Source organism: Salipiger pentaromativorans, from assembly GCF_024721115.1.
In the GTDB taxonomy this organism is placed as follows: Bacteria; Pseudomonadota; Alphaproteobacteria; order Rhodobacterales; family Rhodobacteraceae; genus Salipiger; species Salipiger pentaromativorans.
Genome location: NZ_JAMDHK010000014.1, coordinates 47125 through 61574 on the forward strand (window position 1 = coordinate 47125; position 14450 = coordinate 61574).

18 protein-coding genes, 1 tRNA gene and 1 other RNA gene are annotated in these 14450 nt (G+C 68.0%); 15 read left to right on the forward strand and 5 right to left on the reverse strand.

The features are described from left to right. Position 1: 1 nt before the first annotated feature. The 9 genes from M4578_RS18470 to M4578_RS18510 all read left to right on the forward strand — a co-directional run bounded on the left by M4578_RS18470 (position 2) and on the right by M4578_RS18510 (position 7100). Entirely contained in the window at positions 2-886 is an 885-nt protein-coding gene (locus tag M4578_RS18470; RefSeq protein WP_258094776.1) for a carbon-nitrogen hydrolase family protein, read from the forward strand. 97 nt (positions 887-983) lie between these two features. Further along, on the forward strand, positions 984-1202 hold the full coding sequence (infA, locus tag M4578_RS18475; RefSeq protein WP_007792573.1) for a translation initiation factor IF-1: 219 nt from the start codon (positions 984-986) through the stop codon (positions 1200-1202). A 66-nt stretch (positions 1203-1268) separates the two neighbouring features. After that, positions 1269-1844, forward strand: coding sequence for a Maf family protein (locus M4578_RS18480; protein WP_258094777.1), 576 nt, complete (start codon positions 1269-1271; stop codon positions 1842-1844). 9 nt (positions 1845-1853) lie between these two features. Further along, a complete protein-coding gene (locus M4578_RS18485; RefSeq protein WP_258094778.1) occupies positions 1854-2870 on the forward strand; it encodes a ribonuclease E/G in 1017 nt (338 codons plus the stop codon). Next, positions 2867-3055, forward strand: a complete 189-nt coding sequence (locus M4578_RS18490) for a DNA gyrase inhibitor YacG (RefSeq protein ID WP_258094779.1) — start codon at positions 2867-2869, stop codon at positions 3053-3055. Before M4578_RS18485 ends, M4578_RS18490 begins: the two co-directional genes overlap by 4 nt. Next, positions 3052-4302 carry an aminotransferase class V-fold PLP-dependent enzyme gene (locus tag M4578_RS18495; RefSeq protein ID WP_258094780.1) on the forward strand — a complete coding sequence of 417 codons (1251 nt, stop codon included), beginning with the start codon at positions 3052-3054 and terminating at the stop codon, positions 4300-4302. The genes M4578_RS18490 and M4578_RS18495 overlap by 4 nt, the downstream gene beginning before the upstream one ends. Positions 4303-4563: 261 nt before the next feature. Further along, a complete protein-coding gene (locus M4578_RS18500) occupies positions 4564-5304 on the forward strand; it encodes a 5-oxoprolinase subunit B family protein (protein WP_258094781.1) in 741 nt (246 codons plus the stop codon). After that, complete coding sequence (locus M4578_RS18505) at positions 5301-6314, forward strand: 5-oxoprolinase subunit C family protein (protein ID WP_258094782.1); 1014 nt, start codon at positions 5301-5303, stop codon at positions 6312-6314. Before M4578_RS18500 ends, M4578_RS18505 begins: the two co-directional genes overlap by 4 nt. A 9-nt stretch (positions 6315-6323) precedes the next feature. Continuing rightward, positions 6324-7100, forward strand: coding sequence for a LamB/YcsF family protein (locus tag M4578_RS18510; protein WP_258094783.1), 777 nt, complete (start codon positions 6324-6326; stop codon positions 7098-7100). 98 nt (positions 7101-7198) lie between these two features. Here the strand turns inward: M4578_RS18510 and M4578_RS18515 are convergent, their stop codons facing one another. Then, positions 7199-8191 (reverse strand): zinc ABC transporter substrate-binding protein, encoded by a 993-nt coding sequence (locus M4578_RS18515; protein WP_258094784.1) that lies wholly within the window; start codon positions 8189-8191, stop codon positions 7199-7201. Positions 8192-8278: 87 nt separating this feature from the next. On the opposite strand from M4578_RS18515, the gene M4578_RS18520 reads away from it, so the two are divergent. The 4 genes from M4578_RS18520 (at position 8279) to M4578_RS18535 (ending at position 11849) form a co-directional block, all read left to right on the forward strand. Continuing rightward, the gene (locus M4578_RS18520) at positions 8279-8758 is read left to right on the forward strand and encodes a transcriptional repressor (protein WP_258094785.1); all 480 of its coding nucleotides are present in this window, start codon (positions 8279-8281) and stop codon (positions 8756-8758) included. After that, a complete protein-coding gene (locus M4578_RS18525) occupies positions 8755-9522 on the forward strand; it encodes an ATP-binding cassette domain-containing protein (RefSeq protein WP_258094786.1) in 768 nt (255 codons plus the stop codon). The genes M4578_RS18520 and M4578_RS18525 overlap by 4 nt, the downstream gene beginning before the upstream one ends. After that, the gene (locus tag M4578_RS18530; RefSeq protein ID WP_258094787.1) at positions 9522-10310 is read left to right on the forward strand and encodes a metal ABC transporter permease; all 789 of its coding nucleotides are present in this window, start codon (positions 9522-9524) and stop codon (positions 10308-10310) included. The genes M4578_RS18525 and M4578_RS18530 overlap by 1 nt, the downstream gene beginning before the upstream one ends. A gap of 129 nt (positions 10311-10439) precedes the next feature. After that, positions 10440-11849 (forward strand): SLC13 family permease, encoded by a 1410-nt coding sequence (locus M4578_RS18535; RefSeq protein ID WP_258094788.1) that lies wholly within the window; start codon positions 10440-10442, stop codon positions 11847-11849. 321 nt (positions 11850-12170) lie between these two features. On the opposite strand, the gene M4578_RS18540 is transcribed toward M4578_RS18535, so the two are convergent. After that, positions 12171-12247 (reverse strand) — tRNA-His (locus tag M4578_RS18540). A 53-nt stretch (positions 12248-12300) separates the two neighbouring features. Then, positions 12301-12783 carry a GNAT family N-acetyltransferase gene (locus M4578_RS18545; protein WP_258094789.1) on the reverse strand — a complete coding sequence of 161 codons (483 nt, stop codon included), beginning with the start codon at positions 12781-12783 and terminating at the stop codon, positions 12301-12303. A gap of 105 nt (positions 12784-12888) precedes the next feature. Here M4578_RS18545 and M4578_RS18550 point away from each other — a divergent pair, with 105 nt between their 5' ends. Next, positions 12889-13083, forward strand: coding sequence for a DUF6324 family protein (locus tag M4578_RS18550; protein WP_258094790.1), 195 nt, complete (start codon positions 12889-12891; stop codon positions 13081-13083). Positions 13084-13142: 59 nt separating this feature from the next. Here the strand turns inward: M4578_RS18550 and M4578_RS18555 are convergent, their stop codons facing one another. Continuing rightward, positions 13143-13580 (reverse strand): MmcB family DNA repair protein, encoded by a 438-nt coding sequence (locus tag M4578_RS18555; protein ID WP_258094791.1) that lies wholly within the window; start codon positions 13578-13580, stop codon positions 13143-13145. A gap of 139 nt (positions 13581-13719) precedes the next feature. Between M4578_RS18555 and ssrS the strand changes: the two genes are divergently transcribed. Continuing rightward, positions 13720-13876, forward strand: a non-coding RNA gene (gene ssrS / locus M4578_RS25850) — 6S RNA. A gap of 80 nt (positions 13877-13956) precedes the next feature. Here ssrS and M4578_RS18560 read toward each other — a convergent pair. Further along, entirely contained in the window at positions 13957-14289 is a 333-nt protein-coding gene (locus tag M4578_RS18560; RefSeq protein WP_258094792.1) for a hypothetical protein, read from the reverse strand. Positions 14290-14450: the final 161 nt, after the last annotated feature.

A 14450-nucleotide genomic window follows, 5' to 3' on the forward strand; every position in this document is an offset into this window, starting at 1 on the left:
CATGAAACTCGCCGCCGCCGCTTACAAGATGGATTTCCTCGACAACTGGGAGGCTTACGCCGCGAAGCTCACGGAATGGGTGGGCGAGGCCGCAGGGCAGGGCGCCGATCTGCTGGTCTTCCCGGAATACGGTGCGATGGAGCTGGCCACGCTGGCGGGCCGCGACGTGGCGCTGGATCTCGAAGCCTCGCTGCACGCGGTCTCGGAGGTCATTCCGCAGGTGGATGCGCTGCACTCGGAACTGGCAAAGACATATGACGTGCATATCCTCGCCGCCTCCGCCCCGGTCTTCGATGCCGGGATCGGCCCGCGCCCGGTGAACCGCGCGCGGTTCTTTGCACCCTCCGGTGCCATGGGCCATCAGGACAAGCAGATCATGACCCGCTTCGAGCGCGAGGAGTGGGACGTGGTGGGCGGCGGGCCGCTGACGCTTTTCGACACGGCGCTGGGCAAGATCGGCATCCTGATCTGCTATGACAGCGAATATCCGCTGCTGGCCCGCGCGCTGTCGGAGGCCGATCTGATCCTCGTGCCCTCCTGCACCGAGGCGGCGCATGGCTATCACCGGGTGCGAATCGGCGCGATGGCGCGAGCGCTGGAACAGCAATGCGTGACGGTGATGGCCTCGACCGTGGGCACCTGCGACTGGTCCGAGGCGGTGGACACAAATAGCGGCATGGGCGGGGTTTTCGGGCCGCCCGACACAGGCTTTCCCGCCAGCGGGGTGCTTGCCGAGGGCACAATGAACCGTCCCGGCTGGACCTATGCGGAGCTTGATCTTGACGCGGTCGCGCGGGTTCGCAAGGATGGGGTCGTGCTCAACCGCACCCACTGGGACGAGCAGGCCGGGCGTGACCGCCCCGCCGTCTTGCGGAGCCTTTCCTGATTTGCAGGGCAGATGTGCCCTTGAAAAAGGCGTCGTTTGGGCGCATATCGTTGTGCGTTCCGCAAACCAGCGCGGAATGGCACACACAGGAGATACCATGGCCAAGGAAGACATTCTCGAATTCCCCGGCGTCGTGAAGGAACTCCTGCCCAATGCGACATTCCGGGTCGAGCTCGAGAACGGCCATGAGATCATCGCACATACGGCAGGAAAGATGCGCAAGAACCGCATCCGGGTTCTGGCAGGCGACCGCGTTCAGGTGGAAATGACCCCCTACGATCTGACCAAGGGTCGGATCAACTATCGCTTCAAGTAAGCCCCGCATGGGCCTGACATCACCGGAAGATTCCGCATCGCGGATCGAAACCGCACGGGCCCGCGCATGAAACTTGTCCTCGGCTCCGGCAGCCCCCGCCGCCGCGAATTGCTCGCGCAGCTGGGTGTGACCCCCGCCGACATCCGCCCTCCCGACATCGACGAGGATCCCCGCAAGGGCGAGCTTCCGCGTCCCTATTGCGTGCGTCTCGCCCGCGAGAAGGCCGAGGCGATTCCCTGCGGGCCCGACGAGATCGTGCTCTCCGCCGACACCACCGTCGCGCTGGGCCGCCGAATCCTCGGCAAACCGGCCGACGAGAAGGAAGCGGCGGCGTTTCTGGTCGCCCTGTCCGGGCGCCGTCATCGTGTGATCACAGCCGTGGCCGTCAAACGCGGCGACCGGATCTGGGAGCGCGATGTCGTCACCCAGGTGCAGATGAAAAGCCTGTCGAACGAAGAGCTGAACGCCTATCTGCAAAGCGGCGACTGGCATGGCAAGGCGGGCGGCTATGGCATTCAGGGGCCTGCGGGCGCGTTTATTCCCTGGATCAACGGCAGTTTCACCGCCGTCGTCGGGCTGCCGCTGGCGGAAACCGCCGGGCTGCTGATCGCGGCGGGCTATCCTCTCTACAAGGCAGCATAGGGCAGCGTCATGAAGGGCCGCACCATCGCACTGGACGAGCTGGACGGGACGGAAGCCGCCGCGCTGATCGTCGATGGCCAGCTTCAGGATCTGCTGATCGACAGCGATCATCCGCGCCCCGGCACGATCTACCGCGCGACCGCGCTGCGCCCGATGAAGGGGCAGGGCGGCATGTTCCTGCAAACCCCGGACGGCACCGCCTTTCTGCGGCAGGTCAAGGGGCTGGCGCCGGGCGACGCGCTGCTGGTGCAGGTCACGGGCTATGCCGAGCCCGGCAAGGCGATCCCGGTCACCACGCGGCTGCTGTTCAAGTCGCGCTATGCCATCGTCACCCCCGGCGCGCCGGGCATCAACGTGTCGCGCCAGATCAAGGACGACGATCTGCGCGACGAGCTGCTGGCCATCGCCCATGAGGTGATGGAGGGCGATCACGGGCTGATCCTGCGCTCTTCCTGCGCGGGCGCCCATGCCCAGGACATCGCCGAGGACATCGAGGCCATGGCCCGGCTGGCGGCGCAGGTGTTGCAGGACAGCGCGGGCGAGCCTGAAACGCTGGTCGAGGGCGACGGGCCGCATGCGCTGGCCTGGCGGGAATGGGATACCGGCGATCTCGACGCCGCGCCCGGCAGCTTTGAGCGCCATAATGTGCATGACATGATCGACGCGCTGCGCAGCCCGCTGGTGCCGCTTGCGGGCGGCGGGTCGATGTGTATCGAGCCGACCCGCGCGCTGGTGGCCGTTGATATCAACACCGGCGGCGATACCTCGCCCGCGGCGGGGCTCAAGGCCAATATGTCGGCGCTGCGCGAGCTGCCCCGGCAGCTTCGGCTGCGGGGGCTGGGCGGGCAAATCCTGGTCGATCCCGCGCCCGCGCCCAAGAAGGACCGCCGCCAGATGGAGCAGGTGCTGCGCGCCGCGCTGCGTCAGGACGAGACCGAGACCATTCTCGCGGGCTGGACCCAGCTCGGTCTGATGGAATTGCAGCGCAAGCGCGAGCGCGTGCCGCTGCGGGAGGTGCTGACATGAGCTGTCCGATTTGCGGCAAACCCACCGAAGTCAAATACCGCCCCTTCTGTTCGAAACGCTGCGCCGATGTGGATCTGGCGAAATGGGTCTCGGGCAGCTACGCCATCCCCTCGACCGATCCCGAGGATATGGAAGAGGCCATCGAGGCCGCCGAAAAGGCCCGGCAAGAGGAAACCCGACATTGACTGCCATCACGCCCGAACTGCTCGAGACCATCCGCGCGAAATTCGCCTATGTGGAGGACTGCCCCTTCACCGGCCCGCGGATCTTTTTCGAAAACGCGGGCGGGGCGCTGACGCTGAAATCGGTGGTCGAGACCTCGGCGCGCTTTGCCGCGATTCCCGACAACCAGGGCCGCGACAACCCCGCCTCGGCGGCGCTGGGCGAGATCATCGCCAAGGCGCGCGAGGATGCGGCGCTGTTTCTGGGGGCGGAGACGGGCAAGGTGCTGCTGGGAGAAAGCGGGACGGAGCTGCTGTTCCGGCTGATCGCGGATGCCTGTCTTGGCACGCCGGAGGGTGTGGTGCTGGGCTCGACCGTGGAACATCCCGCCTCGCGCAGCGCCTGTGCACGCTGGGCCGAGGTGGCGGGCAAGCGCCATGTGCTGGTCCCGCATGACGACGCCACGGGCGTGGTGACGGCAGAGGCCTATGCGGCGGCGGTGACCGAAGATGTGCGCGTGGCGACGATCCTGCACACCTCGCCGGTGACCGGCATGGGCATGGATGTGCCCGCCATCGTCGCGGCGATCCGTTCCAAGGCGCCCGAGGCGCTGATCATCGTGGACGGCATCCAGCACGCCTGCCACGGCGGCATCGACATCGCGGGCTATGACATCGACGGCTATGTGATCTCGCCCTACAAGGTGTTTTCGCGCCATGGCTACGGGCTCGCCTGGGCCTCGGACCGGCTGTCGGCGCTGCCGCATGACGCGCTGATCGGCGGGCCTGCGGGCAGCTGGGAGCTTGGGACGCGCGATACCGGCGCCTATGCGACCTTTTCCGATGTGGTCGAGTATTTCGAATGGCTGGGCGGCGCGGTCTCGGACGAGACCGAGCCGCGCGCCCGCATCGCGGCGGCGGGCCGGGCGATCCACGATCACGAGGCGGCGCTGACCCGGGCCATGCTGCACGGCACCGGCAATCTGGCGGGGCTGGCCGAGATGCCGGGCGTGACGATCGTCGGCGGTGTGGACAACCCCGCGCGCGAGGGGCTGGTGAGCTTTTACGCGGAGGGGCGGGCCTCGGTCGATCTGGTCGCGGCGCTGTCGGGCGAGGGGATCCGGGTGCACAGCCGCAAGGCGGATCACTATTCGGGCAATATCCTGACCCCGCTGGGGCAGGCGGATTGCGTGCGCGTGTCGCTCTGCCATTACAATTCGGAGGCCGAGGTGGCGGCGTTTCTCGCCGCGATGACGCGGGTTTTGGGGTAAAGGTCGCCCGGGTCGGTCTTGGGCGGACCTTGCCCGCGCGAAGTCTAGGTCTTACCTGCAACCTCCGTGCCTCTGGTCCGGAAACAAGTCTCCGTCTTGGTCAAGATGGGTTTGGCGACCACCCGCCGCCGCTTTTCCACCCGCCGGGTGCCATCTGCGATGAGCCGGTTTCCCGCAAGATCGCCAGACGCTCCAGCCGGCTTGCAGCGGGCGCCGGGATTGTTCATGTTCAAACGGATTTTACCTGACAGGGCCGGGGCCATGACGCTGGAATCCACCAGCTTTCCGATCATTCGCACCGTTGGCATCGACGGTATGCTGGTCAGCTTCGGCGACCGGCTGAGCGAGCCTGCGAACCGCGCCGCGCTGGCCTTTCGCGCCGAAGTCGAGCATGCGGGCTGGGACGGGGTGGAGGAAAGCTCCTCCTCGCTGGTCTCCTGCTATTTGCGCTTCGATCCGCTCTACCTGACCCATGAGACGCTCGAGGCCGAGCTGCGCGCTCTGATCCAGAGCCGCGACTGGCTTCAGGCGGAATTGCCGCATGGCCGGCGGCTGCACCGGATTCCCACCGTCTATGGCGGTGCCCTGGCCCCGCAGCTCGGCGAGGCGGCGGCGGCGGCGGGGATGTCGGAGGCCGAGGCGCTGGCCTCGCTCTCGACCGCGCGGGTACGGGTGACGGCGCTGGGATTCGCGCCGGGGCAGCCCTATCTGGGCGAACTGCCCGAACGCTGGAACATTCCGCGCCAGCAGGCGCTGACGCCGCAGGTGCCGAAAGGCGCGCTGGTGCTGGCGATCCGGCAATTCGTGATCTTCTCGGTCACCGCGCCCACCGGCTGGCGCCATGTCGGGCAGACCGCCGCGCCGCTGTTCCGGTTGGGCCACGAGCGGCCCTTCCTGCTGGCGCCCGGCGACGAGGTGGCGTTTCCGCCGGTCTCGGAGGAGGTCTTTGCCAATCTCGCCGGCGATCCGGAGGGCGGTGCCACATGGGAGGCGCTGTCATGAGCCGCGCATTGATCGTGCATCGGGCGGGTCCCGCGTTGACCCTGCAGGACGCCGGCCGCCCGGGCTGGATTACCTATGGCCTGTCGCGCGGCGGCGCGATGGACCGGCTGGCGCTTGCCGAGGGGGAGGCGCTGCTGGGTAGGCGCGGCGCCGTCGCGCTCGAGATGGGCGGTATGGGCGGGCAGTTCGAGGCCACCGAGGAGATGCGCATCGCGCTGACCGGCGCGCCGATGCGGGCCACGCTCGACGGGGCGCCGCTGCTCTGGCACGCCTCGCATCTGCTGCCGAAGGGCGCGCGGCTCGAGATCGGCCCGGCGACCAGCGGGGCCTATGGCTATCTGCATGTGGGGGGAGGTTTTGCCGAGCCCGAGATCCTGCACGCGCAATCGGCGCATCTGACCGCCAATCTCGGCGCGCCGGTGGCGGCGGGCACGCGGCTCGCGGTCGCTCCTGACCGGGGCGGCGAGACCGGGCGCAAGCTGGCGGCCGAGAACCGCTTCGCGGGCGGTACGCTGCGGGTGGTGGAAAGCCTTCAGACGGCGTTTTTCCCGCCGGAGCAGCGCGCGCGCTTCGGGCGCGAGGGGTTCACGCGGGACAACCGCGCCAACCGCATGGGGGTCAAGGTCGTGCCGGACGGCGCGGGCTATGGCGTCGAGGGCGGGCTGTCGGTGGTGTCCGAGGTGATCTCGCCCGGCGACATCCAGATCACCGGCGACGGCGCCCCCTTCGTGCTGCTGGCCGAATGCCAGACCACTGGCGGCTACCCGCGGCTGGGCACCGTCATTCCGGCGGATCTGCCGCGCATCGCGCAGGCCCCGGCGGGGGCGCGGCTGAGCTTCCGCTTCGTCTCGCTTCCGGAGGCGCTGGCCGCCGAGGCGGCCTATCGCCGGCAGATTGCCGAGCTGCCGCGCAAGGTCGTGCCGGTGGTGCGCGATCCGGCGGATGTGCCCGATCTGCTGTCCCACAAGCTCGTCAGCGGGTTTTCCAGCGGCGATCATCACGACCATTAGGAGGATGCCATGACATCTGTCGATCTGAATGCGGATATGGGCGAGAGCCACGGCCCCTGGGTGATGGGGCAGGATGCGGATCTGCTCGAGGTGATCACCTCGGCCAATATCGCCTGCGGCTTCCATGCGGGCGACTGGGACGTGATGGCCGCGACCATGGCGGTGGCAGTGGCGCGCGGGACGGGCATCGGGGCGCATCCGGGCTTTCCCGATCTTCAGGGCTTTGGCCGGCGGCGGATGCAGATCTCCGGCGACAGCCTGCGCAACCTGGTGGCCTACCAGCTTGGCGCGGCCCGGGCGATGGCACAGGCGGCGGGCGGTCAGGTGCGCCATCTCAAGCTGCACGGGGCACTGGCCAATATGTGCGCCGAGGATGCCGGTCTGGCGCAGGCGGCCTATGAGGGCGCGCTGTCGGTCGATCCCGACATCATCGTCATGGTGCTGGCGGCCACCGCGCAGCAGGAGGCGGTGGAGGGACTGGGCTGCCGCTGGGCGGGAGAGATCTTTGCCGACCGGGCCTATAACGACGACGCGACGCTGGTCGATCGTTCGCAGCCGGGCGCGGTGATCCACGATCCGGATCTGGCCGCGCAGCGCATGGTGGCGATGGTGCAGGCGGGGGCGATCATCACCGAGAGCGGCCGGCATATCCCGGCGGCCACGGATACGATCTGTCTGCATGGCGACGGCAAGACCGCGCTGCAGATCGCGCGGACGGTCCGCTCGGCGCTGGAAGAGGCCGGGGTTGCGCTGAAGACCTTCGAGGGACGCACCGGCGCGGTCTGAGGTCGGTGCGGAGGGGGGGAGGAGGGGGCGCTGCCCCCTCGCGCGCCGGAGCGCGCTTTCCCCCGGAGTATTTTGCGGAAAGATGAAAGAGCCGGGGCTCAATGCGCCGCGCAGGTTGCGATGCGCTCTGCCAGATCCTCGATCAGCGCGGGATAGAAGCCGGCGCCCGGCGCCAGCGCCAGGCCCAGCGGGTCCAGCTCGGCGACCTTGGTCTCGGCGCCCTCGGTGATGGCGGCGATCAGGCGCGGGTCGAATTGCGGCTCGGCGAAGACGCAGGTGGCGCCGCTTTCGGCGACCGCGTCGCGCAGCGCATCGAGCCGGGCGGGGCTGGGATCGGTGGCATCCGACAGCTTGATTGCGCCGATCACATGCAGGCCGAAGGCGCGTTCGTAATATTGATAGGCGTCGTGGAACACCACGAAGCGGTCTTCCTGCACGGGCGCGAGCCGCGCCGCCGCGCGGGCGACGGCGTCGTCGAGCGCGGCTTGCGCCGCGGCGGCATTGGCGCGGTAGGCGGCGGCGTTCACCGGATCGGCTTTGGCCAGGGCGCCGGCAATCGCCGGCAGCCAGTTGGCGGCGTTTTCGGGGGACAGCCAGAGATGCGGGTCGCCGCCCGCATGGTCGTGATCGTCGTGGTCCTCGTGACCGGCGTCTTCGGCGTGATCGTGGTCGTCATGCGCGTCGGCGGCATCCGCCTCGTCATGATCGTGATCGTCCTCATCGGCCGGCACACGTTCGTCGAAGAGAACGTGATCGCGCGAGGCCAGATGCAGTGTGCCTGGCTGTTCGGACAGCACCACCGTTGCGGCGTCGCCCGCGATGGCCTCGATCTTGCGCCCGATTCCCGGCGTCAGATCGGGGCCGATCCAGAATACCAGCTCTGCGTCCTGCAGCGCCCGCGCCTCCGACGGGGTGAGCGCGTGCGAATGCGGCGAGGCGCCCTTGGGCACCAGCACGTCAGGGGTGCCCAGATCGCCCATCACCGCGGCGACAAGGCCCTGAACGGGGCCGATGTCGGTGACGGTGCGGGGCGCCTCGGCCCAGAGCGGGGTGGCCAGCAGCAGCGCGGCGGGAAGCAGCGGTTTCAGCATAGAGGTCTTCCTGTTATGATATAACATTCACCGGGCTTGATAATCGTGATGCTATAACATATCAACCCCTAGATTACGGAGGTTGCCATGGACACGCTCGGCTTTTCCTCGCACGACCATCGCCACTGCATCGCGCAGGCGCTGGGCGCGGCGGAAGACACCTGTGCCGCGCAGGGGCTGCAATTGACGCCGCAACGCCGGCGGGTGCTTGAGATCCTGTTGCGGGAACATCGCGCCATGGGGGCCTATGAGCTGCTCGACGTGCTGCGCGCCGAGGGGCAGGGGGCACAGCCGCCCACGGTGTACCGGGCGCTGGATTTCCTCGTCAGCCACGGCTTCGCGCACAAGATCGAGCGGCTGAACGCCTTTGTGGCCTGCGCCCATCCGGGCGAGCGCCACGCGCCGGCCTTTCTCATCTGCTCGGGCTGCGGAACGGTGGCCGAGATGCCCTCGCGCGAGATTGCCCAGGCGGTGCGCAGCGCCGCGGCGGGGCTGAATTTCGAGGTGGCGCGCATGGTCGTCGAGGCCGAGGGGCTTTGCCCGAAGTGCCGGGAGGCCCGGGCATGACGCTGATCGAGGCCACGGGGCTGCATGTCTCGCTGGGCGGTCACGAGGTTTTGCAGGGGGTCGATTTCGCCATCGCACCGGGCGAGATCGTCACCATCGTCGGCCCCAACGGCTCTGGCAAATCGACGCTGCTGCGCACGCTGATCGGGGCGCTGAAACCCAGTGCGGGGCGCATCCGGCGCAAGCCCGGGCTGCGGCTGGGCTATGTGCCGCAAAAGCTCCTGATGGATCCGACGCTGCCGATGACGGTCATGCGCTTCCTGTCGCTGCCCCGGCGGGTGCCCGCCGAAGAGCGCCGGGCCGCGCTTGCGGAGGCGGGGGCCGAGGCGCTGGGCGAGCGGCCGATGTCGGGCCTGTCGGGCGGCCAGTTCCAGCGGGTGATGCTGGCGCGCGCGCTGCTGACCCGGCCCGAGCTGCTGCTGCTCGACGAGCCGACGCAGGGGCTCGATCAGCCGGGATCGGCGGCGTTCTATCAGCAGATCGAGCATATTCGGGAACATCTGGGCTGCGCGGTGGTGATGGTCAGCCATGAATTGCATGTGGTGATGAGCGCCTCGGACCGCGTGGTGTGCCTGAATGGCCATGTCTGCTGCCAGGGGCATCCGGAAATCGTGGCGCAGGCGGCGGAGTACCGGGCGCTGTTCGGCACCGGCACACATGGCGCGCTGGCGCTTTACCGGCACGAGCACAGCCATGTGCATGACGAGACCTGCGGCCACGACCATGCGGCGGCGCAGGCGCCGAAAGCGGCGGAGGCGGGGTGATGCTCGACGATTTTCTGGTGCGCGCGGCGCTTGCCGGGCTGGGGCTTGCGCTGGCGGCGGCCCCGCTGGGCTGTTTCGTGGCCTGGCGGCGGATGGCCTATTTCGGCGATGCCACCGCCCATGCGGCGATTCTGGGGGTGGCGTTGTCGCTGGCGTTGTCGCTGCCCATCGTGGCGGGCACGTTGGGGGTGGCGTTGATCATGGCGCTGCTGGTCGCCACGCTGTCCGAGCGCGGGCTGGGGATGGATACGGTGCTGGGGGTGCTGGCCCATAGCGCGCTGGCCTTCGGGCTTGTGGCGGTGACCTTCGTGCCCGGCGTGCGGCTCGACCTGTCGGCCTATCTCTTCGGCGATATTCTGGCGGTGACGCGCGGCGATCTGGCGGTGATCTGGAGCGGGGCCGCGGCGGTCATCGCCTTGCTGGCTTGGCGCTGGCAGGCGCTTTTGACGGCGACCGTCTCGCCCGATCTGGCCTGGGCCAGCGGCATTGATCCGCGCCGCGAACAGCGCATCCTGACGCTGGCGCTGGCGCTGGCGGTGGCCGTGGCGATCAAGGTGGTGGGGGCGCTGCTGGTCAGCGCCATGCTGCTGATCCCGGCCGCTGCCGCGCGCCCCTTCGCGCGCAGCCCCGAAGCCATGGCGGGGATCGCCGCCGGGCTCGGCGCGCTTGCGGCGCTGGGCGGGCTTTGGGGGGCCTATGTGTTCGACACGCCCGCCGGGCCTTCCATGGTCTGCGCCGCGGCGATTCTCTTTGCGGTGACCACGGTGTTGCGCCGGCTGACCGGCTGACACCGCGCGGTCAGCCGCTGCGGCGCTTTCGCCAGCGCGCCCCGCGACATCTGGTCCGGGCGGCCAGCCTTGCGCCTCTCTCAGAAATCATATGCAAAACGCATGAGAGTTGCGAGGCGTGGGCGTGTCATGAGCCAGAAAATCAGGTTTTCGGGAAAATCCGCGCTGGTCGCGGCGGTGGTCGCGGTGGCGCTGGGGCTGGCGCTGATGCCGCCGGCGGCGCTGAGCGCCGAGCAATCGCGGATTCTGGGCATTGTGCTCGTCACGCTGTCGCTCTGGGGGACGGGGGTGGTGCCGGGCTATCTGGCCAGCCTGATCTTCTTCGCGGTGGTGCTGATCCTCGGGCTGGCGCCGGCAGAGCTGGTGTTTCAGGGCTTCGGCTCGACGGCGACCTGGCTGATCGTCTCGGGCTTTGTGATCGGTGCGGCGATCACGGTGTCGGGGCTGGGCCGCCGGCTGGCCGAATTCATGGGGCCAGTGCTGACCCACAGCTATCCCAGGCTCATCGGCGGGCTGATGCTGGTGGCGATGGCGCTGGGCTTTGTGATGCCCTCGTCGCTGGGGCGGGCGGTGGTGCTGGTGCCGATCGGCATGGCGCTGGCAGAGCGCTGCGGGTTCGGGCGCGGGTCGAACGGGCGGATCGGCATCGCGGCGGTGCTGGCGATTGGCTGCAACATGCCGAGCTTTGCCATTCTGCCCTCGAACATTCCCAACATGATTCTCGCCGGCGGGGCCGAGACCATCTACGGCACTCATTTCGGTTATACCGAGTATCTCGCGCTGCATTATCCCGTTCTTGGGATCGTGAAATCGGCGCTGGCGGTAATTGTGGTGCTGTGGCTGTTCCCGGACCGGATCGGCGCGCCGCTCGATACGGAGGCGGTGCCCGGTGCAGCGGGCGCGGCGGGGCCGGTGGACCGCTTTGCGCAATTGCGCACCTCCGCGATCTTGCTGGTGACGCTGTGTCTGTGGATGACCGACAGCCTGCACGGCGTCAGCCCTGCCTGGGTCGGGCTGGGCGCGGCGGTGCTGCTTCTCCTGCCGGGGATCGGGGTGGTGACGCCGCCGGCGTTCAAATCCTCCGTCGATTTCGGGATGCTGCTGTTCGTCGTCGGGGCGCTGGCGCTGGGGGCGCTGGTCAATGCCTCGGGGCTTGGAGCGATGATTGGGCGCGGACTTGCGGCGGCGTTGCCGCTGGGGCCGGGACGCGATTTTGCCAATTTTCTCTCGCTGACGGGGATGGGGATGGTGACCGGGTTGTTCACCACGATTCCCGGGGTGCCGGCGGTGTTGACGCCCTTGGCGCAGGATCTGTCGGAACTGACGGGGTTCGGGCTCGAGACGGTGCTGATGACGCAGGTCGTGGCCTTTTCGACGGTGGTCTTGCCCTATCAGGCGGGGCCGCTGGTGGTGGCGATGCAGCTTTCGGGGGAACGGCTGGGGCATCTCGCCAAGGCGACGGTCAGCCTGAGCCTGCTGACGCTGCTGCTTCTGCTGCCGCTCGATTACCTGTGGTGGCGTCTGCTGGGCTGGTTCTGAGGCAGCCATCCGCCCGGCGCTGCAAGGGCCAAGGGCAGGGTGTGGCGGGCGGTCGCGAGGGACCGGCGGCAATCTGCCATAGGGGCAGAGGGCAGCTAACGATTGCGTTCAGGTTCTGGCGCTTTATGCCGGGGGCTCAGGGCCCCGGCGTATCCCTCCAGATCGGGGCCGGGGAAGCTGGCGGGCGGCGGTGCAGAGATGCGCGGGCACCCGCCGGCTTCCCGCCTCGCTGCATCCTCTGTCATGACGCAAGCGCGCAATGCGCCCGACCGCAGCCTGACCGTCTCTGCCAGTCCGGGAAAATTGGATCTCTGGGGGAGATGGTACCGCCTCCCCGGCTCGAACGGGGGACCTCTTGATCCACAATCAAGCGCTCTAACCTACTGAGCTAAGGCGGCACGCCCGCGGGAGATAGCGCCGCGGTCCGGCGATTGCAAGCCAAAATCCGGCCTTAGAGCACGCGGTCCCAATGCTGCTCGACCAGCGCCACGCCGAAGCTGTGCACCGGTTTTGCGCTGATGCAGTCAAAGCCGTTGCGGGCATAGAGCGCGCAGGCCGCGCGGTGGCTTTCATGGGTCCAGAGCGTCATGCGGCGATAGCCCTTGTCGCGGGCAAAGCCCATGCAGGTCTCGAGCAGACGCTGCCCCAGCCCCTTGCCCCGCGCCTCTGGCTCCAGCAGAAACAGCCGCAGTTTGGCGGTCTCGTCGTCGAGCCGCACGCAGAAGATGCTGCCGAGCCGCGCTGTGCCCTCCCAGGCGATCCAGCCGCGCTCGCAGGCGGGGTCGTGTTCGGCCTCGAAGCTGCGGAGGATGTCATCGACCAGCGCCGGAAAGCTGTCGTCGAACCCCTCGTCCCGGGCGTAGAGCCGGCCATGGGCGGCAACGAGCCAGGGGCGGTCGGCGGCGGTATAGGGTTTCAGGACGGGCAGTGTCATGGCGGGAGGGTTTCACCGGGCCGCTTGCAAATCAAGCGTGCCGGAGCTACTTCGCAGAAATGCCGCAGCCGCGCAGGCGGGCGGCAGGGGATGAAGGGCCGCGACATGAGCATCAACACCGAACGCGACATCGAAGCGAATCTGCAGATCGGCCCGACCGATCACGGCATGGTGCGGCTGTACGTCAGCGCCGGCGATCTCGAGGTGCCGATGGATTTCGACCCCGAAGAGGCCGAGGAGATCGCCGAGGAGCTCCGCGCGGCCGCCGCCGCCGCCCGCAAGGTCAAGCCGCGCCGGTGACGCCGCGTTGCAACTCTCTTTGAAGAGAGTTGCAAATTCCTTCGAAGGAATTTGTCCGCTCAGCCCCAACCGTCCAGAACCGCCCCGGGGTCGCGCAGCGTCTGCAACCGCCGCGCGGCATGCTGCGCGAACCGTCGGATAAGCGCATTGCGCCGGGCGCCGGAAAGTTTGCTCTCGGGGCCCATGCGCAGGATCTCCGCATCGTAGCCATCGGCGATGATCAGCCCCGTGCCCTCGGGCAGCAGATCGGTGGGAAACGCCTCGTCCACGGCCCAGAAATAGCGGTCGCACCATTCGAGATAGCCCTGCCACTTGCCGTCCGACAGGAAATCCGCGCGGCTGCTCTTGCACTCCACGACCCAAAGTTCCCCCTTCGGCCCCAGCGCCATCACATCCACGCGTTTGCCGCGCTCGGGCACAAATTCCTCGACCACGGCGAAACCATGCCCCGCCGAAAGATGGCGGCACACGCCGCGGGCCAGCCATTGCCCGGGCATCAGGGGGGGATCGGGAGACAGACTCATGAGGGGAAAGTATGAACATTTCATGAACAAATGCAAGCCATGCGATCTCCGGTCAGGATTTGCATGCGGCCCCCTTGCCGAGCCGCGCTGCGCAGCCTATCTCGCGATCAGGCGGGTTCTGCCCTTCTCGTGACATGGTTGCATTCCGGTGGCCTTAAGCAATTCCGAGGGAGCTGGCTCTGTCCGGGCCCTGGTCCGGTTACCTGGCGCCCACCTGTATATACAGGTCCTCGGGAATGAGATAACCCCACGGTTGGCGTGGTTCCCGCCGCAACGCCGCTTTCCGACCCCGGACAATAAAAAAGCGCCCTGAGGGGCGCTTTTGGCTGTGTCGGCGATGTCGTGGGGCTCAGATCAGGCGGCGGGCCTTGCCGTTGCCCCGGGCCTGCGCCTCGACCGGAATACGAGCGGGTTGCGGAGCCTGCACACGGGCGCGCTTGCCGCCGGCGGGTGGGGTGCCGTTGTCCTGCATCCGCATGATGGTGATGGCGAATTGCACGCCGGCGAAGACCAGGCCGTTGAACAGCCAGAGCAGGAAGACGGCCAGCATCCCCGCATCGGAATGGGTCACCAGATGATAGAGATTGGCGACGTTCTGCCAGAGCAGGAGACCGACGAAGACCGTCGACAGCGCGAAGCCGGCCAGGATTTGCAGGATGTAAAGGCGCACGAGGCGAGGCATGACGTATTCTCCTTGCTGCGCGATAAAGGGTATCGCACTGCGTCGGTTTGGCAAGCGCAAAGCGGCATTGCCCTTGTTTGCATCCTTAAATTGGAATGTATCTGGGCAAAGGACAAGTGGCGTAGGGTCGCAGGGCGCAGCCGGAGCGATGCCGCGGCGCT

Bases quoted from the DNA above. Each gene is read 5' to 3' on its own strand.
- M4578_RS18470 (WP_258094776.1), top strand. From the start codon at position 2: ATGAAACTCGCCGCCGCCGCTTACAAGATGGATTTCCTCGACAACTGG.
- infA (WP_007792573.1), top strand. From the start codon at position 984: ATGGCCAAGGAAGACATTCTCGAATTCCCCGGCGTCGTGAAGGAACTC.
- M4578_RS18480 (WP_258094777.1), top strand. From the start codon at position 1,269: ATGAAACTTGTCCTCGGCTCCGGCAGCCCCCGCCGCCGCGAATTGCTC.
- M4578_RS18485 (WP_258094778.1), top strand. From the start codon at position 1,854: ATGAAGGGCCGCACCATCGCACTGGACGAGCTGGACGGGACGGAAGCC.
- M4578_RS18490 (WP_258094779.1), top strand. From the start codon at position 2,867: ATGAGCTGTCCGATTTGCGGCAAACCCACCGAAGTCAAATACCGCCCC.
- M4578_RS18500 (WP_258094781.1), top strand. From the start codon at position 4,564: ATGACGCTGGAATCCACCAGCTTTCCGATCATTCGCACCGTTGGCATC.
- M4578_RS18505 (WP_258094782.1), top strand. From the start codon at position 5,301: ATGAGCCGCGCATTGATCGTGCATCGGGCGGGTCCCGCGTTGACCCTG.
- M4578_RS18510 (WP_258094783.1), top strand. From the start codon at position 6,324: ATGACATCTGTCGATCTGAATGCGGATATGGGCGAGAGCCACGGCCCC.
- M4578_RS18515 (WP_258094784.1), bottom strand. From the start codon at position 8,191: ATGCTGAAACCGCTGCTTCCCGCCGCGCTGCTGCTGGCCACCCCGCTC.
- M4578_RS18520 (WP_258094785.1), top strand. From the start codon at position 8,279: ATGGACACGCTCGGCTTTTCCTCGCACGACCATCGCCACTGCATCGCG.
- M4578_RS18525 (WP_258094786.1), top strand. From the start codon at position 8,755: ATGACGCTGATCGAGGCCACGGGGCTGCATGTCTCGCTGGGCGGTCAC.
- M4578_RS18530 (WP_258094787.1), top strand. From the start codon at position 9,522: ATGCTCGACGATTTTCTGGTGCGCGCGGCGCTTGCCGGGCTGGGGCTT.
- M4578_RS18535 (WP_258094788.1), top strand. From the start codon at position 10,440: ATGAGCCAGAAAATCAGGTTTTCGGGAAAATCCGCGCTGGTCGCGGCG.
- M4578_RS18545 (WP_258094789.1), bottom strand. From the start codon at position 12,783: ATGACACTGCCCGTCCTGAAACCCTATACCGCCGCCGACCGCCCCTGG.
- M4578_RS18550 (WP_258094790.1), top strand. From the start codon at position 12,889: ATGAGCATCAACACCGAACGCGACATCGAAGCGAATCTGCAGATCGGC.
- M4578_RS18555 (WP_258094791.1), bottom strand. From the start codon at position 13,580: ATGCCCGGGCAATGGCTGGCCCGCGGCGTGTGCCGCCATCTTTCGGCG.
- M4578_RS18560 (WP_258094792.1), bottom strand. From the start codon at position 14,289: ATGCCTCGCCTCGTGCGCCTTTACATCCTGCAAATCCTGGCCGGCTTC.